This is a genomic window from Pseudomonas sp. S3_B11 (genome assembly GCF_054667715.1).
Genome location: NZ_CP162749.1, coordinates 746282 through 773064, shown reverse-complemented (window position 1 = coordinate 773064; position 26783 = coordinate 746282). Strand labels below are relative to the sequence as shown.

General features: G+C 59.6%; 19 protein-coding genes. 5 read left to right on the top strand and 14 right to left on the bottom strand.

The features are described 5' to 3' along the window. Positions 1-233 precede the first annotated feature (233 nt). Entirely contained in the window at positions 234-3125 is a 2892-nt protein-coding gene (locus AB4O22_RS03565) for a ribonucleoside-diphosphate reductase subunit alpha (protein ID WP_003204723.1), read from the top strand. A 197-nt stretch (positions 3126-3322) separates the two neighbouring features. Here AB4O22_RS03565 and AB4O22_RS03560 read toward each other — a convergent pair whose 3' ends face one another. From AB4O22_RS03560 to AB4O22_RS03520, 9 genes are all read right to left on the bottom strand, one after another. Continuing rightward, positions 3323-9421: a hypothetical protein gene (locus AB4O22_RS03560; RefSeq protein ID WP_460105771.1), complete on the bottom strand. Its 6099-nt coding sequence runs from the start codon at positions 9419-9421 to the stop codon at positions 3323-3325. A gap of 56 nt (positions 9422-9477) precedes the next feature. Then, positions 9478-10788: an HlyD family type I secretion periplasmic adaptor subunit gene (locus AB4O22_RS03555; RefSeq protein WP_223472652.1), complete on the bottom strand. Its 1311-nt coding sequence runs from the start codon at positions 10786-10788 to the stop codon at positions 9478-9480. Beyond that, positions 10788-12527, bottom strand: coding sequence for a type I secretion system permease/ATPase (locus AB4O22_RS03550; RefSeq protein ID WP_223472653.1), 1740 nt, complete (start codon positions 12525-12527; stop codon positions 10788-10790). The genes AB4O22_RS03555 and AB4O22_RS03550 overlap by 1 nt, the downstream gene beginning before the upstream one ends. A 212-nt stretch (positions 12528-12739) precedes the next feature. Then, complete coding sequence (gene flgE, locus AB4O22_RS03545) at positions 12740-14038, bottom strand: flagellar hook protein FlgE (RefSeq protein ID WP_223472654.1); 1299 nt, start codon at positions 14036-14038, stop codon at positions 12740-12742. Between the two features lie 28 nt (positions 14039-14066). Beyond that, entirely contained in the window at positions 14067-14789 is a 723-nt protein-coding gene (gene flgD, locus AB4O22_RS03540) for a flagellar hook assembly protein FlgD (RefSeq protein WP_003204727.1), read from the bottom strand. 15 nt (positions 14790-14804) lie between these two features. Further along, the gene (gene flgC / locus AB4O22_RS03535; RefSeq protein ID WP_003204730.1) at positions 14805-15248 is read right to left on the bottom strand and encodes a flagellar basal body rod protein FlgC; all 444 of its coding nucleotides are present in this window, start codon (positions 15246-15248) and stop codon (positions 14805-14807) included. Positions 15249-15251: 3 nt separating this feature from the next. After that, positions 15252-15659, bottom strand: a complete 408-nt coding sequence (flgB, locus tag AB4O22_RS03530) for a flagellar basal body rod protein FlgB (protein WP_003204732.1) — start codon at positions 15657-15659, stop codon at positions 15252-15254. A gap of 269 nt (positions 15660-15928) precedes the next feature. Then, positions 15929-16756 (bottom strand): protein-glutamate O-methyltransferase CheR, encoded by an 828-nt coding sequence (cheR, locus tag AB4O22_RS03525; RefSeq protein WP_003204735.1) that lies wholly within the window; start codon positions 16754-16756, stop codon positions 15929-15931. Between the two features lie 54 nt (positions 16757-16810). Continuing rightward, positions 16811-17737 carry a chemotaxis protein CheV gene (locus AB4O22_RS03520; RefSeq protein WP_003204737.1) on the bottom strand — a complete coding sequence of 309 codons (927 nt, stop codon included), beginning with the start codon at positions 17735-17737 and terminating at the stop codon, positions 16811-16813. 78 nt (positions 17738-17815) lie between these two features. Here AB4O22_RS03520 and flgA point away from each other — a divergent pair, with 78 nt between their 5' ends. The 4 genes from flgA to AB4O22_RS03500 all read left to right on the top strand — a co-directional run bounded on the left by flgA (position 17816) and on the right by AB4O22_RS03500 (position 20424). Beyond that, a complete protein-coding gene (gene flgA / locus AB4O22_RS03515; RefSeq protein WP_003204739.1) occupies positions 17816-18580 on the top strand; it encodes a flagellar basal body P-ring formation chaperone FlgA in 765 nt (254 codons plus the stop codon). A 172-nt stretch (positions 18581-18752) separates the two neighbouring features. Further along, positions 18753-19070 carry a flagellar biosynthesis anti-sigma factor FlgM gene (flgM, locus tag AB4O22_RS03510; RefSeq protein WP_223472655.1) on the top strand — a complete coding sequence of 106 codons (318 nt, stop codon included), beginning with the start codon at positions 18753-18755 and terminating at the stop codon, positions 19068-19070. Positions 19071-19117: 47 nt separating this feature from the next. Continuing rightward, positions 19118-19585, top strand: coding sequence for a flagella synthesis protein FlgN (locus tag AB4O22_RS03505; protein ID WP_223472656.1), 468 nt, complete (start codon positions 19118-19120; stop codon positions 19583-19585). A 92-nt stretch (positions 19586-19677) separates the two neighbouring features. Then, a complete protein-coding gene (locus AB4O22_RS03500) occupies positions 19678-20424 on the top strand; it encodes a flagellar brake protein (RefSeq protein ID WP_223472657.1) in 747 nt (248 codons plus the stop codon). 60 nt (positions 20425-20484) lie between these two features. Here AB4O22_RS03500 and AB4O22_RS03495 read toward each other — a convergent pair whose 3' ends face one another. The 5 genes from AB4O22_RS03495 to AB4O22_RS03475 form a co-directional block, all read right to left on the bottom strand. Then, the gene (locus AB4O22_RS03495; RefSeq protein WP_460095868.1) at positions 20485-21852 is read right to left on the bottom strand and encodes an MFS transporter; all 1368 of its coding nucleotides are present in this window, start codon (positions 21850-21852) and stop codon (positions 20485-20487) included. 70 nt (positions 21853-21922) lie between these two features. Then, entirely contained in the window at positions 21923-23164 is a 1242-nt protein-coding gene (locus tag AB4O22_RS03490; RefSeq protein ID WP_460097781.1) for a glutamine synthetase family protein, read from the bottom strand. 334 nt (positions 23165-23498) lie between these two features. Then, positions 23499-24191, bottom strand: coding sequence for a sensor histidine kinase (locus AB4O22_RS03485; RefSeq protein WP_003204750.1), 693 nt, complete (start codon positions 24189-24191; stop codon positions 23499-23501). Next, positions 24184-25791, bottom strand: a complete 1608-nt coding sequence (locus AB4O22_RS03480; protein ID WP_460095867.1) for a response regulator — start codon at positions 25789-25791, stop codon at positions 24184-24186. Before AB4O22_RS03480 ends, AB4O22_RS03485 begins: the two co-directional genes overlap by 8 nt. Before the next feature lie 357 nt (positions 25792-26148). Continuing rightward, positions 26149-26745, bottom strand: coding sequence for an imm11 family protein (locus tag AB4O22_RS03475; protein ID WP_053163142.1), 597 nt, complete (start codon positions 26743-26745; stop codon positions 26149-26151). Positions 26746-26783: the final 38 nt, after the last annotated feature.

The following is a 26783-nucleotide window of genomic DNA, read 5'->3' as shown; positions in this document are numbered from 1 at the left end:
AGGTCGAAAACGACCGAAACGGTACGGGTGTTGCAGTCAATTGCTGCCACCCCGGCAAGCCGGTTTCGAGCCCCGCTCGCAACCTGAGAACTTCGGATGGAAGCGGCATTAAACGTCTGCTTCCTACTGTCCCGAAGTTGTTATGCCCGGCGCCAGTCGGTTGTAGTGCTTCAGGACGGAACGGTGGGCACCGTGATGGTGCCCAAACAAACATAGAGAACGTGGAGACACCCATGCACACCGACACAACTCGCGAGAACCCGCAGGGCACCGCGCCGCTGGCCGCCGATTCGAACCCGGATCTGTCCGCCACCGCGCCGGGCCAACTGCGTGTGATCAAGCGTAACGGCACTGTCGTTCCTTACACCGATGACAAGATTACCGTCGCCATCACCAAAGCGTTTCTCGCAGTTGAAGGTGGCACCGCTGCCGCTTCGTCGCGAATCCATGACACCGTGGCCCGCCTGACCGAACAGGTCACCGCGACCTTCAAGCGTCGCATGCCCTCGGGCGGCACCATCCACATCGAAGAAATCCAGGACCAGGTCGAACTGGCCCTGATGCGTGCCGGCGAGCAGAAAGTGGCCCGCGACTACGTGATCTACCGTGACTCCCGCGCCAAGGAGCGTGCTACCCGTTCCCCGGCCGACGCACCGGTCCAGGCCCACCCTTCGATCCGCATCGCCCGCGCCGACGGCAGCCTGGCGCCGCTGGACATGGGTCGCCTGAACACCATCGTCACCGAGGCCTGCGAAGGCCTGGAAGAAGTCGATGGCGACCTGATCCAGCGCGAAACCCTGAAGAACCTCTATGACGGCGTTGCTCTCAAGGACGTCAACACCGCGCTGGTGATGACCGCACGGACCCTGGTGGAACGCGAGCCGAACTACTCCTTCGTGACCGCCCGCCTGCTGATGGACACCCTGCGTGCCGAAGGCCTGAGCTTCCTGGAAGTCGCCGAGAGCGCGACCCACCACGAAATGGTCGACCTGTACGCCAAGGCGTTGCCAGCTTATGTTGCCAAGGGTATCGAGTTCGAATTGCTGAACCCGGTCCTGGCTGAATTCGACCTGGAAAAACTCGGCAAGGCGATCAACCACGAGCGCGACCAGCAGTTCACCTACCTGGGCCTGCAAACCCTGTACGACCGTTACTTCATCCACAAGGACGGCGTGCGTTTCGAACTGCCGCAGATCTTCTTCATGCGCGTGGCCATGGGCCTGGCAATCGAAGAGAAGCAGCGTGAAGACCGTGCGATCGAGTTCTACAACCTGTTGTCGTCCTTCGACTACATGGCCTCGACCCCGACCCTGTTCAACGCAGGTACCCTGCGTCCACAGCTGTCGAGCTGCTACCTGACCACCGTGCCGGACGACCTGTCGGGCATCTACGGCGCCATCCACGACAACGCCATGCTGTCGAAATTCGCCGGCGGCCTGGGCAACGACTGGACCCCGGTTCGCGCATTGGGCTCGTACATCAAGGGCACCAACGGCAAATCCCAGGGCGTCGTGCCGTTCCTCAAAGTGGTCAACGACACCGCGGTCGCGGTCAACCAGGGCGGCAAGCGCAAGGGCGCGGTCTGTGCCTACCTGGAAACCTGGCACATGGACATCGAAGAGTTCATCGAGCTGCGCAAGAACACCGGTGATGACCGTCGTCGTACCCACGACATGAACACCGCCAACTGGATCCCTGACCTGTTCATGAAGCGCGTCTTCGATGACGGCAAGTGGACCCTGTTCTCGCCATCCGAAGTACCGGACCTGCACGACCTGACCGGCAAGGCTTTCGAAGAGCGCTACGAGTACTACGAAGCCCTGACCGAGTACAACAAGATCAAGCTGTTCAAAGTCGTCCAGGCCAAAGACCTGTGGCGCAAGATGCTCTCGATGCTGTTCGAAACCGGCCACCCATGGCTGACCTTCAAGGACCCGTGCAACCTGCGCAGCCCGCAGCAACACGTGGGCGTGGTCCACAGCTCGAACCTGTGCACCGAGATCACCCTGAACACCAACAAGGATGAGATCGCGGTCTGCAACCTGGGCTCGATCAACCTGCCGAACCACATCGTCGACGGCAAGCTGGACACCGCCAAGCTGCAGCGCACCGTGAACACCGCCGTGCGCATGCTCGACAACGTGATCGACATCAACTACTACTCGGTGCCACAGGCGAAGAACTCCAACTTCAAGCACCGTCCGGTCGGCCTGGGCATCATGGGCTTCCAGGACGCCTTGTACCTGCAGCACATCCCGTACGGTTCCGATGCCGCGGTCGAGTTCGCCGACAAGTCCATGGAAGCGGTCAGCTACTACGCGATCCAGGCCTCCTGCGACCTGGCCGACGAGCGTGGCGCCTACGAGACGTTCCAGGGTTCGCTGTGGTCCCAGGGCATCCTGCCGCTGGACTCGCAACAGATCCTGATCGCCCAGCGTGGCCAGAAGTACATCGACGTTGACCTGAACGAATCCCTGGACTGGGCACCGGTTCGCGCCCGTGTGCAGAAAGGCATCCGTAACTCCAACATCATGGCCATCGCACCGACCGCCACCATCGCCAACATCACCGGCGTGTCGCAGTCGATCGAACCGACCTACCAGAACCTGTATGTGAAATCGAACCTGTCGGGCGAGTTCACCGTGATCAACCCGTACCTGGTTCGTGACCTCAAGGCCCGTGGCCTGTGGGACTCGGTCATGATCAACGACCTGAAGTACTACGACGGTTCGGTACAACAGATCGAACGCATCCCGCAAGAGCTCAAAGAGCTCTACGCAACGGCCTTCGAAGTGGACACCAAGTGGATCGTCGACGCCGCCAGCCGTCGCCAGAAGTGGATCGACCAGGCTCAATCGCTGAACCTGTACATCGCCGGCGCTTCGGGCAAGAAGCTGGACGTGACCTACCGCATGGCTTGGTACCGTGGCCTGAAAACCACCTACTACCTCCGTGCCCTGGCCGCCACCAGCACCGAGAAGTCGACCATCAACACCGGCAAGCTGAACGCTGTTTCCAGCGGCGGCAACCATGGTGACGATTCGGTCCTGGCTGCTCCAGCAGGTCCTGCGCCAGTGCCAAAAGCCTGCGCGATCGACGAGCCGGATTGCGAAGCTTGCCAATAAGCTGAGCGAGTGGGCGCGTAAAGGCGCCTACTGAAAGAACCCCCCGATAGACCGCTGGTTTATCGGGGGTTTTCTTTTGTGTAGGGAAAAGCTCGCTAAAAAAAACGGCAAAGCCTGGGTTGTGGCTTTGCCGTTTGCGTTTATCTCAACGCAACATCCGCTGGAAAGCCACGGATGCTGCGGTGGCCAGATGGCGCTTAGACCGGAAGGGTGAAAGAGTCACCGTTATTGGTGAAGAACGTCTCGATAGTGTTGCTTCCTGCATACCAGTCCTTCAGGAAAACACCGGAGTCCAGGTTGCCGCTCTGGTAATCGGCAACGTTGAAGATGTAGGCACCTGCATCAGTCTTGATAACCTGCACCTCATTGACGCTCTGGATATTCTTCAGCCTGACAGTGTCGACACCTGTCGTCCCGGTGTCTTCAATGGCGACCATGCTTTTGGAGTTGACGATGTAGGCATCCCCACCTTCCCCGCCATAGGCATCGCCAGACGCATTCATATTGAAAGTATCAAAACCTGCGCCGCCATGAAGTTCATAGGCGTAGCCAGCTCCCGTCAGAATGTCGTTGCCATCGCCGCCATAGGCAATACCGGAGGAGACAGTCAACGTATCACTGCCAGCCTCGCCGTAAAGCACACTGCCCGCGTCGTTGCCACTGCTGGACATGGTGTCATTGCCATTGCCGCCATACAGCGTATCGGCCTGGTTGCCCGTGGAAGGCGTCAATGCAAGGGTGCTGATATCCGTGACGGTGCCGCCATAGATAAAGTCATCGCCATCGCCGCCATAGAGCAAGTCGTTACCCGCCCCACCTTCCAGCTTGTTCGAGTAGGCGTTGCCCGTCAGCGTGTCGTTGAATTGCGAGCCAATCAGATTATCGATATTGGCCAGCACGTCGCCTTGCGCATCACCGCCCGACGCAGTTCCCGCGAGCAGGTCGATCTGCACCCCATCGCTGCTGGTCAGGTACCAGGCACCATCACCACGGCCCAAACCATTGAGCGTGTCGGCGCCAGCACCACCGATGAAGTTTTCCGCAGCCCCCGTACTACCAGTGAAGGTATCGGCCTGGGCAGTTCCCTGGAAAATCTCAATGGAGGTATAGCTATCACCTGCCGCGACCCCCGTCACCAGCGGCGCACTCAGATCCAGCGTGATGCCTGAGCTCTCACTGGCGAAGCTCAACAAGTCCAGGCCGGTGCCGCCGTTGAAGATGTTGGCGCCCGCATCACCGACAAAGACGTCACTGAAGTTGGAACCGGTAATCGCTTCGATGCTGCTATAGGTGTCACCTGCGGCGATGCCTGTGTGAATGCCCGTTTGGATGTTGATGGTCACGCTCGCACCGCTGTCAGCGTAGCTGACTGTATCGGTTCCCGCGCCACCGATGAGTTGGTCCGCACCAGCGCCACCGAACAGGGTATCGTTACCCGCGCCGCCAATGATGATGTTGTCCGAGGCGTTGCCGCGACCGATGAAATTACCCGTGCCGGTGAACGTCAGGCGTTCAACCTCCGTGGCCAGGGTCACGCTGGCCTGATTGGTACGCACCTCATCGTCACCGCCACCGGCAAATTCCCGCACGAGCTGGCTGGCAGTGCCGTTGATGACGTACACGTCGTTACCCGCACCGCCATAGAACTCGGTAGTACCCACTGCAGTGGTGAAGACATCGTCGAAGTCCGAGCCCCTGATGGTCTCGAAGCTAGTGAACGTATCGCCTTGGGCATCGCCGCCCAGCCCCGTCCCCGCAGTGGCGGACGTCATGGTGATGTTGACGCTTTGTTCCGACTGCGAGTAAGAGAGCGTGTCGGTGCCCGTATACCCATCCAGGCTGTCGGCTGCTGCACTGGCGTAGAACGTGTCGTTGATTGTCGAACCCCGGTAGGTTTCGATGCCGTCGAATGTATCGCCCGCCGCAAACCCGGTGTGCACACCGGTTTTCAGGTTCAGGGTCACACCACCCGAGTCCTCGTAACTGGCGATGTCAATGCCGGCACCACCAATCAATTGGTCGGCGCCATTTCCTCCAATCAGCACATCGCCAAGCGCGCCGCCGGTAATGATGTTGTCCAAGGCGTTGCCGCGGCCGACGAAACTACTTGTGCCGGTGTACGTCAAGCGCTCGACTTCTGCCGCCAGGGTCACGTTGATCTGGTCGGTACGCACCTCATCGTCACCACCACCGGCAAACTCGCGTACGACCTGGGTGGCCGTGCCTTTGATGATGTAAACGTCGTTGCCATCGCCACCGTAGAATTCGGTTGTGCCCGCGGATGCGCTGAAGACATCGGCATGGTTGGAGCCGTTGATTCTTTCGAAGCTGCTGAACGTATCGCCTTGCGCGTCACCACCCGACCCCGTCCCCGTAGTGGCCGAAGTCATCGTGATGTTGACGCCCTGCTCCGACTGCGCATAAGAGAGTGCGTCGGTGCCTGTATAACCATCGAGATTATCGGCAGTCGCGCTGGCAAAGAAGGTGTCGCTGGATACTGAACCACGGAATGCTTCAATACCGTCGAAGGTATCGCCCGCCGCAAACCCGGTGTGTACGCCGGTTTTCAGGTTCAGGGTCACACCGCTTGCGTCCTCGTAACTGACGGTGTCAATGCCGGCACCACCAATCAATTGGTCGGCGCCATTGCCTCCAATCAGCACATCGCCAAGCGCGCCGCCGGTAATGATGTTGTCCAAGGCGTTGCCGCGGCCGACGAAACTACTTGTGCCGGTGTACGTCAAGCGCTCGACTTCTGCCGCCAGGGTCACGTTGATCTGGTCGGTACGCACCTCATCGTCACCACCACCGGCAAACTCGCGTACGACCTGGGTGGCCGTGCCTTTGATGATGTAAACGTCGTTGCCATCGCCACCGTAGAATTCGGTTGTGCCCGCGGATGCGCTGAAGACATCGGCATGGTTGGAGCCGTTGATTCTTTCGAAGCTGCTGAACGTATCGCCTTGCGCGTCACCACCCGACCCCGTCCCCGTAGTGGCCGAAGTCATCGTGATGTTGACGCCCTGCTCCGACTGCGCGTAAGAGAGCGCGTCGGTGCCTGTATAACCATCGAGATTATCGGCAGCCGCGCTGGCAAAGAAGGTGTCGCTGGATACTGAACCACGGAATGCTTCAATACCGTCGAAGGTATCGCCCGCCGCAAACCCGGTGTGTACGCCGGTTTTCAGGTTCAGGGTCACACCGCTTGCGTCCTCGTAACTGACGGTGTCAATGCCGGCACCACCAATCAATTGGTCGGCGCCATTGCCTCCAATCAGCACATCGCCAAGCGCGCCGCCGGTAATGATGTTGTCCAAGGCGTTGCCGCGGCCGACGAAACTACTTGTGCCGGTGTACGTCAAGCGCTCGACTTCTGCCGCCAGGGTCACGTTGATCTGGTCGGTACGCACCTCATCGTCACCACCACCGGCAAACTCGCGTACGACCTGGGTGGCCGTGCCTTTGATGATGTAAACGTCGTTGCCATCGCCACCGTAGAATTCGGTTGTGCCCGCGGATGCGCTGAAGACATCGGCATGGTTGGAGCCGTTGATTCTTTCGAAGCTGCTGAACGTATCGCCTTGCGCGTCACCACCCGACCCCGTCCCCGTAGTGGCCGAAGTCATCGTGATGTTGACGCCCTGCTCCGACTGCGCGTAAGAGAGCGCGTCGGTGCCTGTATAACCATCGAGATTATCGGCAGCCGCGCTGGCAAAGAAGGTGTCGCTGGATACTGAACCACGGAATGCTTCAATACCGTCGAAGGTATCGCCCGCCGCAAACCCGGTGTGTACGCCGGTTTTCAGGTTCAGGGTCACACCGCTTGCGTCCTCGTAACTGACGGTGTCAATGCCGGCACCACCAATCAATTGGTCGGCGCCATTTCCTCCAATCAGCACATCGCCCAGCGCGCCGCCGGTAATGATGTTGTCCAAGGCGTTGCCGCGGCCGACGAAACTGCTTGTACCGGTGTACGTCAAGCGCTCGACTTCTGCCGCCAGGGTCACGTTGATCTGGTCGGTACGCACCTCATCGTCACCACCACCGGCAAACTCGCGTACGACCTGGGTGGCCGTGCCTTTGATGATGTAAACGTCGTTGCCATCGCCACCGTAGAATTCGGTTGTGCCCGCGGATGCGCTGAAGACATCGGCATGGTTGGAGCCGTTGATTCTTTCGAAGCTGCTGAACGTATCGCCTTGCGCGTCACCACCCGACCCCGTCCCCGTAGTGGCCGAAGTCATCGTGATGTTGACGCCCTGCTCCGACTGCGCGTAAGAGAGCGCGTCGGTGCCTGTATAACCATCGAGATTATCGGCAGCCGCGCTGGCAAAGAAGGTGTCGCTGGATACTGAACCACGGAATGCTTCAATACCGTCGAAGGTATCGCCCGCCGCAAACCCGGTGTGTACGCCGGTTTTCAGGTTCAGGGTCACACCGCTTGCGTCCTCGTAACTGACGGTGTCAATGCCGGCACCACCAATCAATTGGTCGGCGCCATTTCCTCCAATCAGCACATCGCCCAGCGCGCCGCCGGTAATGATGTTGTCCAAGGCGTTGCCGCGGCCGACGAAACTGCTTGTACCGGTGTACGTCAAGCGCTCGACTTCTGCCGCCAGGGTCACGTTGATCTGGTCGGTACGCACCTCATCGTCACCACCACCGGCAAACTCGCGTACGACCTGGGTGGCCGTGCCTTTGATGATGTAAACGTCGTTGCCATCGCCACCGTAGAATTCGGTTGTGCCCGCGGATGCGCTGAAGACATCGGCATGGTTGGAGCCGTTGATTCTTTCGAAGCTGCTGAACGTATCGCCTTGCGCGTCACCACCCGACCCCGTCCCCGTAGTGGCCGAAGTCATCGTGATGTTGACGCCCTGCTCCGACTGCGCATAAGAGAGCGCGTCGGTGCCTGTATAACCATCAAGATTATCGGCAGTCGCGCTGGCAAAGAAGGTGTCGCTGGATACTGAACCACGGAATGCTTCAATACCGTCGAAGGTATCGCCCGCCGCAAACCCGGTGTGTACGCCGGTTTTCAGGTTCAGGGTCACACCGCTTGCGTCCTCGTAACTGACGGTGTCAATGCCGGCACCACCAATCAATTGGTCGGCGCCATTTCCTCCAATCAGCACATCGCCCAGCGCGCCGCCGGTAATGATGTTGTCCAAGGCGTTGCCGCGGCCGACGAAACTGCTTGTACCGGTGTACGTCAAGCGCTCGACTTCTGCCGCCAGGGTCACGTTGATCTGGTCGGTACGCACCTCATCGTCACCACCACCGGCAAACTCGCGTACGACCTGGGTGGCCGTGCCTTTGATGATGTAAACGTCGTTGCCATCGCCACCGTAGAATTCGGTTGTGCCCGCGGATGCGCTGAAGACATCGGCATGGTTGGAGCCGTTGATTCTTTCGAAGCTGCTGAACGTATCGCCTTGCGCGTCACCACCCGACCCCGTCCCCGTAGTGGCCGAAGTCATCGTGATGTTGACGCCCTGCTCCGACTGCGCATAAGAGAGCGCGTCGGTGCCTGTATAACCATCGAGATTATCGGCAGTCGCGCTGGCAAAGAAGGTGTCGCTGGATACTGAACCACGGAATGCTTCAATACCGTCGAAGGTATCGCCCGCCGCAAACCCGGTGTGTACGCCGGTTTTCAGGTTCAGGGTCACACCGCTTGCGTCCTCGTAACTGACGGTGTCAATGCCGGCACCACCAATCAATTGGTCGGCGCCATTTCCTCCAATCAGCACATCGCCCAGCGCACCGCCGGTAATGATGTTGTCCAAGGCGTTGCCGCGGCCGACGAAACTGCTTGTACCGGTGTACGTCAAGCGCTCGACGTTAGCCGCCAGCGTCAGGTCCCCGAGCGTTGTACGTACTTCATCGTTTCCGAAGCCAGCAGCCTCGTAGACCGTGACCCCCGCCCCGCCGACGATGTACACATCATCACCGGCCCCGCCTTGAAGCGAATGCCCACTGGTCTGAGCGGTCAGCGTGTCGTTGAAGGACGAGCCCACCACCGTTTCGATGGCCGTTAATGTATCGCCTTGAGCATCCCCGCCCAGGCCAGTCCCTGTGATCAGGTTGACTGTCACCCCGGCGGTCGAATTCGCGTAGGACGCCGTATCAATACCTGTCCCACCATTGAGGGTGTCCGCACCGGCCCCACCCTCCAACCAATCATTGCCGTCCCCACCGCTCAGCGAGTCATTCCCTTCCAACCCATACAACTGATCCGCACTCGCGGTACCAACCAGAGTGTCCGTACCCGATGTCCCATTAATCACTGCCATTTTTTCTTCCTTGCCCTATTGATGATTTGGTTGCGCGTCGATGAATCAGCAGAGCCTCATCCTTCCCGGAAGGCCCGCTGGGCGTGGTCACTGATCGGTTTAAGCAAATAAGACATGACGTTCCTGGAACCGGTCTGGATCATCGACTCCACGGGCATTCCCGGCACCAGCGCAAGCCCTTGCAGCTTTGCCAATTCGCTTTGAGGAATCTTGATACCTGCCCGATAGAACCCCACTCCGGTGCGCTCGTCCTGGATCAGATCCGCTGACAACCTCACCACGGTGCCGGTCAATTCGGGCGTGGTATTGCGGTTGAACGCGCTCAAGCGCAAGGTCGCGGATTGCCCGACCGTTAGCTGGTCAATGTCCTGGGCACTGATTTTCGCCTCCACCAGCAGTTCATCGTCGGCGGGTACGATCTGCATGAGCCCCTCGGCCGGTGAGATGACGCCACCGATTGTGTGCACTGCCAATTGCTGCACGCGTCCGGCAATAGGCGAGGTGATGTCGATGCGTTTGAGCTGATCGCTGGCAGTGATTTCCCGCTCGATCAATTCGCCCTGGCGGGCTAGCAAATCCCTCAGCTCCTGGGACACTTCACTGCGGAAAGTCTGGTCAACCTGGAGTCGTTGCAACTCGGTTTCGGCGATCTTGCCCCGGGCCTCGGCAATGGAGGCCATGAGTTGTCCACGCTCTCCGCGCAGCCGAGCGATACCCCGAGCCAGGGCATTGACCCTGTCGAGGGTCATCATGCCTTTATCGAACAGTTTCTTGACGGCCTGGTATTCGCTATCGATCAGTTCGATTTCTTCCTGTTTGGTTTTCTGCTGGATGTCGTGGCCGGCAATGGTTTCGGTGAGTTGCTGGACGCGCTCGCGCAGCTGTTTCTTCTGGCCTTCGCGGGAAGCGCGTCGATCAATAAACAACTGCTGCTCGATGGCCATGACCGACTTGGCCTCCTCCAGACTCATGCGGGTCAGCAACTCTTTGGGGACCGCTACTTCGCTGGCATTGTCCCGCTCGGCCTCCAGGCGAGCCAGACGCGCCCAAGCCTGGCTCAAGGATTTACTGACGATGGCTTGGCTGGCGGCGGGCAATGTGGCGTCGAGGCGCAACAACACGTCACCCGCGGCGACTGTCTGCCCTTCCTTGACCAAAAGTTCGGCTACTACGCCGCCGGTAGGATGCTGGACGGTCTTGACGCTGCCTTCCACAGCGACCACGCCGGTGGCGATGACGGCGCCGGACAGGTTGGTGCACACCGCCCAGGTCAACCCTCCACCGAGCAACACCACCAATGAGATCGCCCCCCAGCGCAGATGACGGGACAAGGAATCGGTCAGGGTGATTTCTTGATCGCTATGCATCAGTTGGATGCTCCCAGTTCCACGACATTATTGGAGGGCCGTGGGGGCGCTACAGGAGGTCGTTTAAGGACGACATCCCTGGGGCCGTAAGCGGCTTGCACGCCGTTCTCGAGGATCAGTACCTGATCGATCACCGATAAGATATTGGTGCGATGGGCAATCACCACCACGATTGCGCCACGGGCCTTGAGCGCCAGGATGGCCTTGGCCAACGCCTGTTCGCCCTCGGCATCGAGGTTTGAATTCGGCTCATCCAGCACCACCAGGAACGGATCACCAAACAATGCCCTGGCCAGGGCTACCCGTTGGCGTTGGCCGGCCGAGAGGTTGATGCCTCCCTCGCCCACTTGAGTCTCATAACCTTGGGGCAGTTGCAGAATCAGCTCATGAACCCCAGCCAGTTGCGCAGCGCTGACAATCGCGCTGTCCTGTGCCGAAGGGTCTAGCCGGGCAATGTTCTGGGCGACGGTTCCAGTGAACAAACCAACGCTTTGCGGCAGATAACCGATCAACTTGCCTCGGGCCTGCTCGGTCAGCAGATCCAGCGGCGCGCCATCGAGCCGGACATGCCCGCGAGCCGGTGCCCAGGCGTTGACCAGCACACGCGCCAATGACGACTTGCCGGATGCGCTCGGCCCCACCACACCCACGGCGGTGCCCGCGGCGACCATGAACTTGATATTTTGCAAGGTCAGGCGCTGCGCGCCGGGCGGCGCGGCAAACACACTTTCGACCTGCAAACTGCGATGGGCAGTGGGCAGCTCGGTCTTGCTCTGGGCATCCGGAAACAGCGAGAACACTTCCAGCAGCTTCTTCCAGGCGATCTGGGCGCCCAACAGGCTGCGCCACGAGGCAATGACCTGCTCCGCCGGTGCCAGGGTCCGTGCCACAATAATCGAGGCGGCGATCATCGTGCCGCCGCTCAAGTCACCTTTGATCACCAGCCACGCCCCCAGGGCCAGGGCCGCCGATTGAACGACCTGGCGCAGGGTTTTGGAAATGCCGCCGTAAAAGCCGCCAATGTCGATCGAGCGTCGCTGCAGAGTGATGAAGATGCTGTGATTGTTCTGCCAGATATTCGACGTGTTGGCCAACATGCCCATGGCCATCAGCGCTTCGGCGTTCTGGTGAGCTTGCTGACCCAGGTGATTGCGCTTGTTCAACGCATCGGCCGAAGCCTGCATCAGTTTACGGGTTTGCCGGTCAGTGATCAGGGTCAGACCGATGAGGATGATCATCAGGCCGGCGGCCAAAAGGCCGAACAACGGATGAATGTAAAAGCAGACCGCGAGGTAAACCGGCATCCAGGGCAAATCGAAAAAAGCCACCAGGCCCGGTCCGCCAATAAAACCGCGAATCTGATCCAGTTCCTGGGCCGGCTTCAAGGCATCGCCGGTAATGGGCGTTTTCAGCGACGCACCGGCAATGACATTGAAGACCTTGGCGGACAACGCCAGATCCAGCGAAGAAGCAATTCGCACCATGACCCGGGAGCGAATGATATCCAGCAGGCCTGAAAGCGCATAAACCCCCAGCGCCAACAGCCCCAGGGCGACCAGGGTCGGGACACTCTGGCTGGGGATAACCCGGTCATAGACTTCCAGCATGAAAAGCGGGCCAATCAGCGCCAGAATATTGATCACACCGGAGAACAGCGCAGCGCCCAGCAGCCCCCGACGCAGTACCGATTTCAATGAAGGCGCGACAATAGGCGCACTGACAGCGTTATGGGGTTTCAACTGGTATCCGTCCCTTGGTTTTCGTGACATCCCTGTCGTCAGTCAATACAGACTCGATGACAGTCGTATGGAAACTTGACGCTCGTTGAGCGATTAGGACTGAAGTGCAAGTTCCGCACCAGCCAGCCGACAAACGGTCGTTATCCGTGAAGAATTTCGTGCATAAAAAAACCGACGCCTCTGGACGTCGGTTTTTTGAAAACAGCCAGCTATCAAGCCATCTGAATGATGGTCTGCATGATGGTGCTCTGGGTGGAAATGGTCTTGGCGTTCGCCTGGTAGTTGCTCTGCGCCTTGATCAGCTCGACCAGTTCGTTGGTCAGGTTGACGTTGGACTCTTCCAGGGAGTTGGAGACGATCGAACCCAGGGTGCCGGTTTCCGGGGCATCGTAGCCCGGGATGCCCGACGCGAAGGTTTCTTTCCAGCTGGTGCCGCCTACCGGCTGCAAGCCTTGCTCGTTGGTGAAGCTGGCGAGCGCGAGCTGGCCGATCGGCTTGGTCTGGTTGTTGCTGAAGTTGGCCAGCAATACACCGCTGCCGTCGATGGTCAGGTTGGTGATCTGGCCGGTGGCGTAACCGTTCTGGGCCGGAATCGAGCGGGCGGTGTCGGCGTTGAATTGTGTGGTGTTGGCCATGGAAATCGTGATGGTTGGCGCACTCGCGGCACCGTTGGCGGCCCATACGCCGTTAGTCACGGTACCAGGAACCCAGCCGGTCAGAACCAAATCGCTGCTGGTGGACGACGGAGGGGTGGTGACCGTGGTCAACTTGCCGTTCGAATCGAAGTTCATGGTCGAAGGGACCGGCGCAGTAGCGCCCGTCGTGGTCGGCAAGGTGCCGTTCAGGTTACGACCATCGATCAAGGTATAGACGTTCCAGGTGTTGCCGGCAGTCTTGACCATGTACTGGTCCATGGAATGCTGGTTGCCCTGGGTGTCATAGACCGGGGTAGTGAATTGCTTGGTGAACGTGGCCGTGTCGGTCGGATTGAACGCAACGGTGATCGGCGTCGCCGTCGAATTCAGGTTGATCGTCGAGGAAACCAGGCTGGTGGCTTGCGGCGGTAGATTCGAGGTGTCGATGCGCAGGTCGGTCAGGATACCGTTCTGGATCTTGCCGTTGGCATCCACGCCATAGCCCTGCAGGCGCGAAGTGCCGTCGCTGTTGGTAATGAAGCCTTCCTTGTCGGTCTTGAAGGTACCGGCACGGGTGTAGCTCAGGGAGCCGTCGTTGCTCAGGACAAAGAAGCCCTGGCCCTGGATACCCATGTCCAGCACGTTGCCGGTATTGTTCACGTCACCCTGGCCAAACTGCTGGGAAACGTTGGCCAGGCGCACGCCGTTGCCGACGGTCTTGCTGCCCGAACCCAGCTTGGTGGCCGAGTAGACGTCTTCGAATTCCGCGCGGGACGATTTGAAACCGGTGGTCGCCACGTTGGCGATGTTGTTGCCGGTCACGTCCAGCTGTTTGTTGGCTGCATAGAGACCGCTAAGGCCGATGTTGAAAGACATGTTGACTCCTTTTGCCGGTTAGTCGGCTCTACATACCAATAGTTTGTACTTTGGACAGGGCAATGCTGCCCAGCCCGGCCAGGTTGAGCATCAGCTCACCGCCCGTCTGGCTGATCGTCACGCTGCTGACCGTGGCCGGCAGGTTGGTGATCAGCGACGTGGCCTTGCCGTCGATGGTGGTCGAGGCCGCGAAGGTGTAAGTGCCCGATTCAACGACCGCGCCCGCATCGTTCTTGCCGTCCCAGATGAACGCGGAGTTGCCGGCGTTCTGGCTGCCCAAGTCAATGGTGCGAACGGTCTTGCCGTCCTTGTCCACGATCTTGACCGCGACGGAGGACACCGATGTTGGTACCACCACCGTGCCGTTGAGGCTCTTGGAGGTATCGACCACAGCCTTGTCGCCCGGGGCAATGACCGAGCGACCGACCAGCGACGAGGCTTGCAGGGCCTGGGACGAGTTGTAGTTGCCGGCGATGCCGCTCACGGTCTCGTTGAGGGTGGTGATGCCTTCCAGGCTGCTGAACTGCGCCAGTTGGGCAACGAACTCGCCGTTATCCTGTGGCTCCAGCGGGTTCTGGTTTTTCAGCTGGGTGACCAGCAACTGCAGGAACGCATCCTTGCCCAATTCCTTCTTGCCGGTGGCCGCACCGGTCGCCGCGCCCAGGGCATCGGTGGTGGTGCTGGTCTTGACCGAGGAGTTGGCCAGAATCTCGTTGAGGCTCAAACCACTTGTTGTACTGGTAACGCTCATGTGACTCGCCCCTTATCACTGACCGAGGGTCAGGACCTTCTGCATCATGGTTTTGGCGGTGTTCATCATTTCGGCGTTGGTCTGGAACGAACGACTGGCGGAAATCATGTCGGCCATTTCTTCGACGACGTTGACGTTCGGGTAGTAGACATACCCCTTGGCATCAGCGGCCGGATGGTTTGGCTCATAACGGGCTTCGAGGTTGCTCTGGTCTTCGACCACGCCAAGCACCTGCACGCCCTGCCCGGCCGCGTCCTGCTCCTGGAACAGCGAGTCGCTACCGCCGGACTGGCCACCCTGGAACATGGTGGCGAATACCGGGTGGCGGGCGCGGTAGGTCTGGTCGATGCTCGACGAAACGGTCTCGGCGTTGGCGATGTTACTGGCGACGGTGTTCAGGCGAGTGGTCTGGGCACTCATGGCACTGCCGGCAATGTTGAATACGCTAGCAATCGACATGGCTTACTCTCCGCGCAGGGCCGATACCAGCCCTTTGAACTTGCTGTTGAGCAGGGTGAAGCTGGCCTGGAAGTTCACGGAGTTTTCCGCGTAGTTGGACTGTTCCAGTTGAGCGTCTACGGTGTTCTGGTCGATCGAAGGCTGCATCGGCGTGCGATACATCAGCGATTCGTCGCCATTGCCCAGGCCTTCGGCTTCGATATGACGGCTGTTGGTCATGTTCAAGGCGAAGTGGCCGTTCTTGGTCTTCTCGTTCTGCTCGGCGAGCACTTTGGAAAAGTCCAGGTCACGCGCCTTGTAGTTCGGGGTGTCGGCGTTGGCGATGTTGTTGGCCAGGACTTCGGCACGCTGGGCGCGGAAGCTCAGGGCCTGTTCGTGGATACCGAGCGCTTTATCGAAGCTGATGCTCATGTCGGAAACCTTTGGGTGACCAGAATGTACGTACGATGAACTTAGCAAGCAGCGTGCCACTTTGGAAAACCCCATAAACCGGGGCTTTGCGGGCATCGGCAAAGCGGCAATGCCAGAAAAGCGGCAACTGGCTTCCGCTGGCTGCCGCTTTTCTGCCGCTTCTCAAGGGCAAATGACATTCGAACTGTGGGAGCGGGATTAGTGGTGACCGGCAGGCATAAAAAAACGGGAGCCCGTGGGGACTCCCGTTTTTTGACAGTTCAAGCCAATCACTTTGCCTGGTAGATGATCCCCGGACTGCACTGGACCATCTGGTAATGATCCGGCAAACCGTTCAACGCCTCGGAGGCACCGAGGAACAGGTAGCCGCCCGGCTTGAGCGTGCTGTGGATGCGCAGCAGGATGTCTTTCTTCACTTCGGCGGAGAAGTAGATCAGTACGTTGCGGCAGAACACGATGTCGAACTTGCCCAGGCTGGCATAGCTATCCAGCAGGTTGAACGAGCGGAACTCCACCCGGCTCTTGATCGGCGCCTTGACCACCCATTTACCCGGCCCTTTCGGATCGAAGTAACGTTGCAGGCGATCCGGCGACAGGCCCCGGCCGATAGCCAGGCTGTCGTACTCGCCGGTCTTGCAGTTATTGAGCATGGTCCCGGACAGGTCGGTGGCGACAATCTGCACGCCGCCTTTCAACTGGCCGAGGTTGGACCGCTCGAACTCATCGATGGACATCGACAGCGAATAGGGTTCCTGCCCCGACGAACAGGCCGCCGACCAGATCCGCAGACGCTGGCCCGGGCTGGCCTTGATGGCCGCCGGCAGCACTTTGTTCTTCAACACCTCAAACGGATAGGTGTCACGAAACCACAAGGTTTCGTTGGTGGTCATCGCGTCCACCACCATTTCGCGCAAGCCACTGCGCGGTTGGGTCTGGATACGCTGCACCAGTTCGCCCAATGACTTGAGGCCCTGCTGTTCCATCAATTTATTGAGACGGCTCGACACCAGGTATTGCTTGTTTTCACCAAGCAAGATGCCACAGGCTTTTTCCAGGAAGACCCGGAACTGTTCGAAATCCAAATTACCCGTAGACAAGATACCGCCTCTTTCATCGTGTTGACTTGCCGGGCGCACAACGCGCCCGACCTTTTATTCTGCTGCCTTGATCCGCTCGACGACCCGGGAAGCCAGGTCATCTGGACGGAATTTCGCCAGGAAATCGTCGGCGCCGACCTTCTTGACCATCGCCTGGTTGAAAACCCCGGACAACGAAGTATGCAAGATGATGTGCAGCTTTTGCATGCGCGGATCGCTGCGGATTTCCGACGTCAGGGTGTACCCATCCATCTCCGGCATTTCAATGTCGGAGATCATCATCAGGAACTCTTCCTCAGGCTTCTTGCCCTCGTCGACCAGCTTGCGCAGGTAATCGAGCGCCTGTCGCCCGTCGTTCAACGCCACCACCTCGACACCGACCGTTTGCAGGCAACGGGTCACCTGCTTGCGGGCCACTGAAGAGTCGTCGACGGTCAACACCCGCAGCGAAATCGCCTTGTGCTGGGTTTCGGCATCCACCACTCCCACGGAGATCGCTTCCGGCGTGGGCGCTACTTCGGCGAGGATCTTCTCCACGTCGATGATTTCCACCAACTGGTTATCGACCCGGGTCACTGCCGTGAGGTAGTGATCGCGGCCGGTGCCCTTGGGCGGTGGATGGATCTCTTCCCAGTTCATGTTGACGATGCGCTCCACCGAGCGAACCAGGAACCCCTGGGTCTTGGTGTTGTACTCGGTGATGATCACAAACGGATTGCTCTGGTCCAGCAGCCGGCCGGAACCGGTCGCCATCGCCAGGTCGAGAATCGGGATGGTCGCACCCCGGATATTGGCCACACCGCACACGACGGGGCTGGATTTGGGCATCAGGGTCAGCTTGGGGCATTGCAGCACCTCGCGGACCTTGAATACGTTGATCCCATACATTTGTTGGCCGTCGAGACGGAACAACAACAGCTCCAGGCGATTCTGACCGACCAGCTGAGTGCGCTGGTTTACCGAATCCATTACTCCCGCCATGCCCTGACTCCTACCTAACGCTAATGTGTCCGACGCGCATTCATCACTAAACGGCACGGGGCTTGCTATTGAACCGGCATGAACGCACAAACGACATTTTCTCGACGCCTGACCACTCACTGCCGCCACTGGCTCGGTGCACTGCTGGCTGTCTGCCTGTTCACTTCGGGCGGTCCTGCCCTTGCTGCTGTTCCGGTTACCTTGCCTGATCTCCTTATCGGCGTCACTCAGGGCTTTCTTGAATTCACCGTAGAAGACTATCTGGCTACCAGTCAAACGGAAGGTCGCTACGAAATCGAAGTCAACCAACTCGACCCGCGCCTGCGCATGCCGATGTGCGACAAGGAACTGACTGCTTCGCTGGAGAGCCCGGCCCGGCCCCTGGGACGCGTCACGGTGAAGGTTCGTTGCGACAGCGCCGCGCCCTGGACAGTGTTCGTGCCCGCTCAAGTGCGCCTGTTTCGGGAAATTGTCACCACCACTCGTCCGCTCAAGCGGGCCGGGATCGTCGAGCCCCAGGACGTGATGTTGCGTGAACGGGACATCAGCCAGATCACCCAGGGCTTCCTGACCTCCGTCGATCAGGCCATCGGGCAGAAACTTGTCCGACCAATGGTCGCCGATCAGGTCGTGACGCTGGTGCATCTGGAGCAGGCCGAAGTAGTCCGCAAGGGCGACCAGGTTGTGATCACCGCCCGTACCGGTTCCCTGGCCGTGCGGATGCCTGGCGAGGCCCTGTCCAACGGCGGTATGCGTGAACAGATACGGGTAAAAAACCTCAATTCCCAGCGCGTGATCAAGGCGCAGGTGATGGCCCCGGGCCAAGTGGAAGTGGCGATGTAGTGATCTGGTAGAGGAGGTAGAAAGCTGGCGCTTGATCCCGGTGTTCCCTAGACTGTGCCTTACGCAAAGGCAAGCGCAGACGTGCGCACGTTCATTTCATAAATGAGCCTAAAGTTTTTTTGGGGATGGCCGAAAACATGGCAAGCGTCCAAATACCCAGAGGTTTTTTACCATGGTCATCGATTTCAATCGTTTAAACAGCTCTTCACCGCTGACAGGCACTACGCGTACCAGCGCCACCAAGGAAACCGCCGAAGCCGGCAAATCCGCGCCGCTGCCTACACCAGCCGAACAGGTCAGCAACGGGGAGTCGGTACACCTCAGCAATGAGGCTCAGCAGTTGCAGAAGGTCACTGACAAGCTGCGCGATCAACCTGTCGTCGACAACGCCCGCGTGGCCGAGTTGAAAGCAGCAATCGCCGATGGCAGCTACAAAGTCGACAGCAACCGCGTAGCCAGCAAACTGCTCAACTTCGAAGCCCAGCGCTAGGCCGCCGCCTGCGCCAGGCTTTTGGACGCTAAGACCCAAGGCCAGCCATGCACGACACTCATTTGTTGCAATTGATCATCGACGACTTTGTTCCAGCGCAACAGCTACTGGAATTGTTGCAGGCCGAATCAGTGGCATTGCACGGTCGTGACATGCCTCTGCTGGAGAATATCCTGGCGCAGAAACAGGCCTTGATCATCCTGCTTGACCAGCATGGCCGCAAACGCAGCGAGATCCTCGCCAGCCTCAACCTGCCCGCCAGCCATGAAGGCCTCGAGCAACTGGCCAGCCAGTCGACGATCGGCGATCAGCTGCTGTCCCAGAGCAAAGTACTCAACGACCTGCTCGCTCAATGCCAGGCAACCAACGCTCGCAACGGCCAGTCGATCCTGATGCAGCAGGCCGCCACTGCCAACCAGTTACGCATTCTCAACGGTGGCGAGATCCCGACGCTGTATGACGCTAGCGGTTCAACGGCCAGAATGGTCAAGCATCGCCCGCTCAGCCAGGCATGAAACGAACAATGCCTTCGCTCTATCAACGCGCGATACATGCTGGCAAAATGCCCGCCATTCGTAGTCGTATTTTGCCTGGAGACTGACTCACCGTGTTCAATGCCTCAAACCCGGATGATGCTCCGCAGCCACCCAAGGTCCTCACCACGCCCCTGGAAATCTCCGGCAACCTGCGGATGCTGCAAGAGAGCCACGACCCACTGATCATTACCTTCCACGAACGTAGCCAGCGTTTCCAGAGCTATCTGGTCAACGTCGATCGCGAGACCAACTCCATCGCCCTGGATGAAATGATTCCCCGGGACGGCGAGCGTTTCCTGCTGGCCGGCGAGCCTTTTCGTGTCGAGGGTTTTCATGACGGCGTGCGTATCGCATGGGATGGCAAGGGCCCACTGACCATCGATGAATCCAGCGACGGTCGCTGCTATCGCGGCGCCCTGCCCGACGAAGTGGTCTACCACCAACGTCGCAATGCCTTCCGCGCCGCCCTGAAACTGGCACAACTGGTGAGCGTTGAACTGGGCGGTGACAAGCTCAAGTCCCCGGTGGACGGCAAGCTGCTGGACATCTCCGCCACCGGTTGCAAGTTGCGGTTTGACGGCGACATCACGGAGCGACTGCAATTGGGCCAGGTGTACGAGCGCTTCATTGCGGCCCTGCCGTTTGGCAACATGACCGCGCCAGTCGAGCTGCGTTACCTGCATTTCGAAGAAAGGATCAATACCACGTTCGCCGGCGTACGCTTCCACAACATCAGTGGCCTGGTGCAACGGCAGGTCGAGCGGTTCGTCTACCAGCTCCAACGAGAAGCCCGGCGCTTCGATAAAGACGACCTCTGATTTTCGAGGCAAAAAAACGGGCAGTCCCTTGCGGCGACTGCCCGTTTTTTCATGCCTGCTTCAAGGCCTGGCCTGGGTAAAACTCGGTGTCTCAGGCTCCTCAGGCCCAGTCTCGGCCTCGGTCGCGGTCTCAGTGGCCGGCTCAGGCTCCACGTCCGGATTGGCCGGCGCCTGCATCTGCTCCTGCACCACCTGCTCATCCACTCGCGGATCAAGACACGCCACCAAAGGCGAACTCGACATGCTGTCCGGCATCGCCACGTGATGCAGCGGTGCGTCATCGACCTGATGCAGGTTGGTCACCGCTTTCGGCCGGATCCGCCACACCAGCACCAAGGCGAAGAAAGCGAAAAAGCCGTAGAGCATCTGGCTGCCGAACATTTTCATCAGCACGCCGGCCACCAGCGGCCCGATACTGGCCCCCACGCCGTAGGTCACCAGCAGCATCGCGGTCAGGGACACCCTTCGATCAGCTTCGACGTGGTCGTTGGAAAACGCTACCGCCAGCGGATACAGGCAGAACTGCACCAGCGAACAGAAGAACCCCGCGACGAACAGCACCTCCAGCGGCACCGTCGGAAGAATCGCCAATGGCAGCGCACAGATCGTCAGGACCAGCGCAAAGCAGCGGATCAGCAGCGCCCGGTCATATCGATCGGACAGCCAGCCCAGGGGCCACTGCACCAGCAGTCCGGCGAAGATGCAGCTACCCATGAACAGACCGACCTGCTCGGTCGACAGGCCCTGCTGAGAGGCATACAGGGGCGCCAGGCCATAGAACGAGCCGACGATCAATCCAGAGCCCAGCACCGTACTCAATGACTGCGGCACACGCTTGATGAAGAAGCGCGGCTCCATGGGTGCCGGATGCAGCGCCGCCGGGTGAATTCGCCGGGTCAGCGTCACCGGCACCAGGCACAAGGCGAAGCACAGCGCCACCAGCATCAACAGCTCAAGCCCAAGGGCCGGATGCATGACCAGGATCAACTGGCCCAGCACCAGCCCCAGGTACGAGGCAATCATATAGCCGCTGAACACCACGCCACGCTGCTTGGCATCGGCTTGCTCGTTGAGCCAGCTCTCGATGACCATGTACTGGCACATCATCCCGAGGCCGACAATCATCCGCAGCACGATCCAGGCCGGCAGCCAGTTCACCAGGCCATGGCCCAGCACTGCCGCCCCGACGATCCCGGCGCAGGCCGAATAGGCGCGGATGTGGCCGACACGGGCGATCAGCCGGTGGCCGATCTTGCCACCCAGCACCAGGCCGAAATAGTTGGCGGCCATCAGTGCACCGACCCAGAGGCTGTCCACATGGTCGGCGGCCAGGCGCAAGGCCAGGTAAGTACTCAAGAGGCCCGAGCCGATCAACATCATCAGCGAGGCGAAATAAAGCGCTCGAAAAGGTTTCCAGATTTGGCGCATCGGCGTTCCGAGCGGCTCCTTGAGGTGAGTAAGGGCTACCTGTTGAAGATAGCCCGAATGCGACGGTTCGTTAGGCCTGGGCCGCTAGGACACGCCGCTCCCAGGGCGTGATTTCATCGAAGAAGCTGGTCAGCTCCAGGGTCTTGGAGGCGATGTAGCCTTCGATGAACTCCGTACCGAACAGTTCCTTCGCCAGATGACTACGCTTCAGACGCTCCAAGGCGGCATGCAAGGTACATGGCAACGACAGATTATCCGGCACTTCGAATTCGCCCTGGATCGCCGCGCTCGGTTCCAGCCGATGCTCAATCCCATACAGTCCGGCGGCCAGGCTGGCGGCAATCGCCAGGTAGGGGTTGGCATCGGCCCCCGGCAAGCGGTTCTCGACCCGCCGGGCCACCGGCGAACTGGCAGGAATCCGCAACCCGGCCGAACGGTTGTCATGGGACCAACAGGCATTGTTCGGCGAGGCGAACGGGTGGCACAGGCGCTGGTAGGAATTCACGTTCGGCGCGAACAACGCGGTGAAGTCCGCCAGGCACGCCTGTTGCCCACCGATGAAATGCCGGAAAGTCGCCGTCGCTTCGCCCGCTTCGTCGCTGAAAACGTTACGACCGCTGTCTGCCTCGACGACGCTCTGATGGATGTGCATCGAACTGCCCGGCGTGTGGGCCAGGGGCTTGGCCATGCAGACCACGGTCAGACCGTGCTTGAGCGCCACTTCCTTGAGCAGGTGCTTGAACAGGAAGGTCTGGTCGGCCAGCAACAGCGGGTCGCCGTGCAGCAGATTGATCTCGAACTGGCTCACGCCCATTTCATGCATGAAGGTGTCGCGAGGCAGGCCCAGCGCCGCCATGCATGCATAGACTTCACTGAAGAACGGGCGCAGGCCATTGTTGGAGCTGACGCTGAACGCCGAATGGCCATCTTCGCGACGTCCATCCATGCCCATCGGCGGCTGGAACGGCTGGGTCGGGTTCGGATTGGGGGCGAACACGAAGAATTCCAGTTCGGTCGCCACCACCGGCGCCAGGCCCAAGGCTGCATAGCGAGCGACAACGGCCTTGAGCTGGCCGCGCGTCGAGAGCCGGGAGCCTTCACCGGTCAACTCGTCGGCATCGCAGATCGCCAGGGCCCGGGGCTGCTGGCTCCAGGGCAGGCGGTGGATCTGTTTCGGATCGGCCACCAGCGCCAGGTCGCCGTCGTCGCTGCCGTAGAAACGCGACGGCGGATAACCGCCCATGATGCATTGCAGCAGCACGCCCCGCGCCAGTTGCAGCCGCCGGCCTTCGAGGAAACCCTCAGCAGTCATTACCTTGCCCCGCGGCACGCCATTCAAATCCGGCGTGACACATTCAATCTCATCAATGCCCGTCAGTCGCTGCGCGAGTGAACGCTGGCCATCGGTCGTCATGACGCAATCCTTGTTATGTGCGAGCCGCGAACGGCAACCCGTACAAAATAGGCTTCGGCTGTTCGGAATATCAAGCACCCGCAGACAATTAAAATCTTGTGCAATACGAGTGTGGGAGCGAGCTTGCTCGCGATGGCGTCGGCTCAGTCAATATTGAGCTGACTGATACATCGCTATCGCGAGCAAGCTCGCTCCCACAGGGGATTTGTGCTGCTTTTTATAAAGCGCACGCTCAGGGCAGGTAAAGCCGGAACACCCCACCACCCAACACACCGCCATTGGCGATTTCGGTACGCCCGCTCACGCCGCCGCGCTGGTGCAGCCCGGCGATCCGCGCGGCGAAGTACAGGCCCAGCCCGGTGCTGCCGCTGCTGTGGTTGATGCCCTGCACGTACTCGGCCTGACGCTCGATCATCTCTGGCGGGTAACCTTCGCCGTCGTCATTGATGGTCAGCACCAGTTGCCCGGCCTCGTCGCTCACACTGATCAGCAATGCCTGGCGCGCATGGCGAATGGCGTTGTTGATGCAGTTGTCGAGCACCGAAGCAATCAGTTCACGGTCGAAAAAGCCCAAGGGGCTGAGCGGATCGACTTCATAGGTGACCATGATCCCGCGACTGCGGAACACGTCCTGATGGCCGGCCAGTTGCGCCTCGATGAAGTCATCCAGTTCATGGTAGGCCGGGTGCAGCGGCAACTGGTTGACACCGAGCTTGTACAGCCCCAGCAGTTGTACCAGCAAACCATTGAGATGGGCGAATTCGAACTCGATGACGCCTTGCTCCGAGGTCTGGCGCTCGGCGTCGGGCAAGCGCTCGAGCCATTGCGTATGCGTCTGCATGAGCAAGGTCAGGGAGTTCTTCATGTCGTGCACGGTAGACGCGATCACCGTGGAAAAATCGAGGGCCTGTTCGCTGTCATTCATCGCCAAATGCCTTGCTTCGCAGTTTTTGATAACGCGCAAAACGCGCATCGGTGTCGGGCATCATGCCCACCAGTTTCAGGCAGGCGCGGCACTCCTGCAGCAGTTCCGACTCCACGCTGGTGTCGGTGCCATGCAGCAGCGATTGCGCCATGTTCAGGGCAATACTGATGTTCTTCGGTTGCATCTTCAGGGCGCGGCGGAACAGCTCCCGCGCCTGCGGCAACGCGCCGGTCTTGTAGACACGCACGCCTTCGCGGTTCAACTCGGCGGCGGCATTGCCTTGATTGAGGATGGTCGGGTCATCGGTCAGCTTGGCGATGCCTTGCATCACCGTCGGGTCATCGCCGTAGATTTCCGCGCAGTTCTTGAGCATCGACTCGCCGGCGCTGGTCTGGCCAAGCATTTGCAACTGCTTGGCCACCAGCAACGCGGCCTCGGCGCTCATGAATTGCTCCATGCCATCGAGGCGCTGCAAAGCCTGTTCGGTGAGTTTTTCGGCGGTTTCGGCATCGTTGAGCAACAGGCTGGTGGCTTTCATCAGCCGCGCCCGGACCTGCAGCCCCGGGTCGTTGAGGTTCTCCTTCGCCACGGCGCTGAGAGTCGTGTTGATCTCCAGCCGGGTGCGGGTGTCGAGGCCTTTTTCGCTGCCCTTGCTGATCAGCGCATGGGCCAGGCCGAGGTTGCTTTCCGGGTCCTTGAAGCGCGACTGCGCGCCCTGCCCGACCGCCTGGCGATAGGCCCGGGAAGCCGTGTCGTAGTCTTCGTTGGTCATCGCCAGCTTGCCCAACAACGATTGGCGGCGCACCGCCAGCGGCGACAGGCGCACCGCCTCTTCCAGCACGTGCTGCGCCTGTTTGGTGTCACCTTCGGCCACCAGCACGTCGGCCATGCCGTCGTACAAGGCCGGCATCATCGGAAAGACTTTCAGGGCCTTTTCATAGACAGCCTTGGCCTGCCCTACCTGGCCGCGCTTGAACATCAACTTGCCCAGCCCCGCATAGGCCCACGGCAACGGGCGATCCGCGATGATGGAGTTGTACAGTCGTTCAAGAGCCTCGTTCTGATTCAGGTCGCGCAACGCATCGGCCCGATAACGCAGGCACAACGGCCCGTAGCGCGGATCCTGCTTGCACAAGGCGACGCAGGCATTGAGCACTTCCATCGGCTTGCCACGATCGAGGGCTTGCAGGATCGGCTTGAGCAGGGTCTTGCGCTGCTCGAGCCGCTCCAGCCGCTGGGCCAGGCCGGAGCGGTTGAACGGTTTGGTCAGGTACGCATCCGGCTCATGCTCCAGGGCACTGAGCACCATCGCCTGGCTGGTCTCGGCGGTCACCATGAGGAAAACACTTTCATGGCTGATCAGCTTTTCAACCATCAGGTCTTCAAGCACCTGCTGGCCATTCTTGCGCCCGTCGCCCAGGTGATAATCCTGCAAGATGAAGTCATAGCGCTTCTGCGAGCACATGCGCAGCGCCACTTCACCGGTGTCGGCGGTGTCCACGTCCTTGACGCCCAGCTCACGCAGCATGGAGCGGATCGAACTGCGGAAATCCGAGAAATCATCGACGATCAGAAAACTTTTTTGGTGGTACGCCAGCATCGAGGATGTCCAGGCAAGTAAGAAAATAACCCAATGGCATAACAACGAAACACCGTGTCACCGCCCCGAGGCGCGCAGATGATAGCCACCAGCCAGCAACGTTCAAGGGATTTCAGCAATCGCTTGGCCTGGCTGTGTCGTGACGCACATCGCGAGCCGAAACGTTGGAGAGAAACGGGCTCATCGGGTTATCGGCAGGAGATGGCGTTCCGTTAAGGGGAACATGGGGAGAAACCAAGTACGGAGGACTGGTCGAACACCCGTGGCGAGGGAGCTTGCTCCCGCTGGGCCGCGCAGCGGACCTGTTTGTTTGGCGGCTGCTGCGCACCCGAGCGGGAGCAAGCTCCCTCGCCACGATCAGCAGATAACTTCACCCTCGCCATTCACACCTTCGAACAACATTCCAGAGAGGTCCGCTCGCTCCAGCCGAAGCTTCACCTCCTCGCTAACGATCAATGCCCCCGAGTGTTTCTTGACGCGGAAAATATGCTTTCCCTGAACCCTGGCAGGATCAATGACGAGACTCAGAAAGACGCTGTATTCGCCGGCTCGATCTGGTCGTACGGGATCATTGACCTCATATTTTTTGAAAGCGGAACGTGATTCGTCTACGCAATCCAATTGGGTCTCAACGATCATTACATAGTGACGATCATGAGCGTGCTCCCCCGCAACCGTCACGGGCTCAAGCACGACATTCATATAGGGTTCATCAACGTCGGGAATGCCCACCAACGCGTCCCTGGCTTTTTCGCTCAGGATCGGCACAGAGGCATATCCAGCCAAGGAAAAATCCAGACTCACACCTTCCTCACGAACCTCGAGGGCGTAGGTACACGGCTCCATGTACTCAGAAGGGGGGTCGATGAAGAGCCAGTTGTTACAGTGTTTGATATCGCCCAGGTACCAGCGCTCAGGAAACTGCACGTCTTCCCGCAATAAGTAATACTTCATTTCAGCTCACCGCATGTCATTGCTTAACTGAAAAAAGG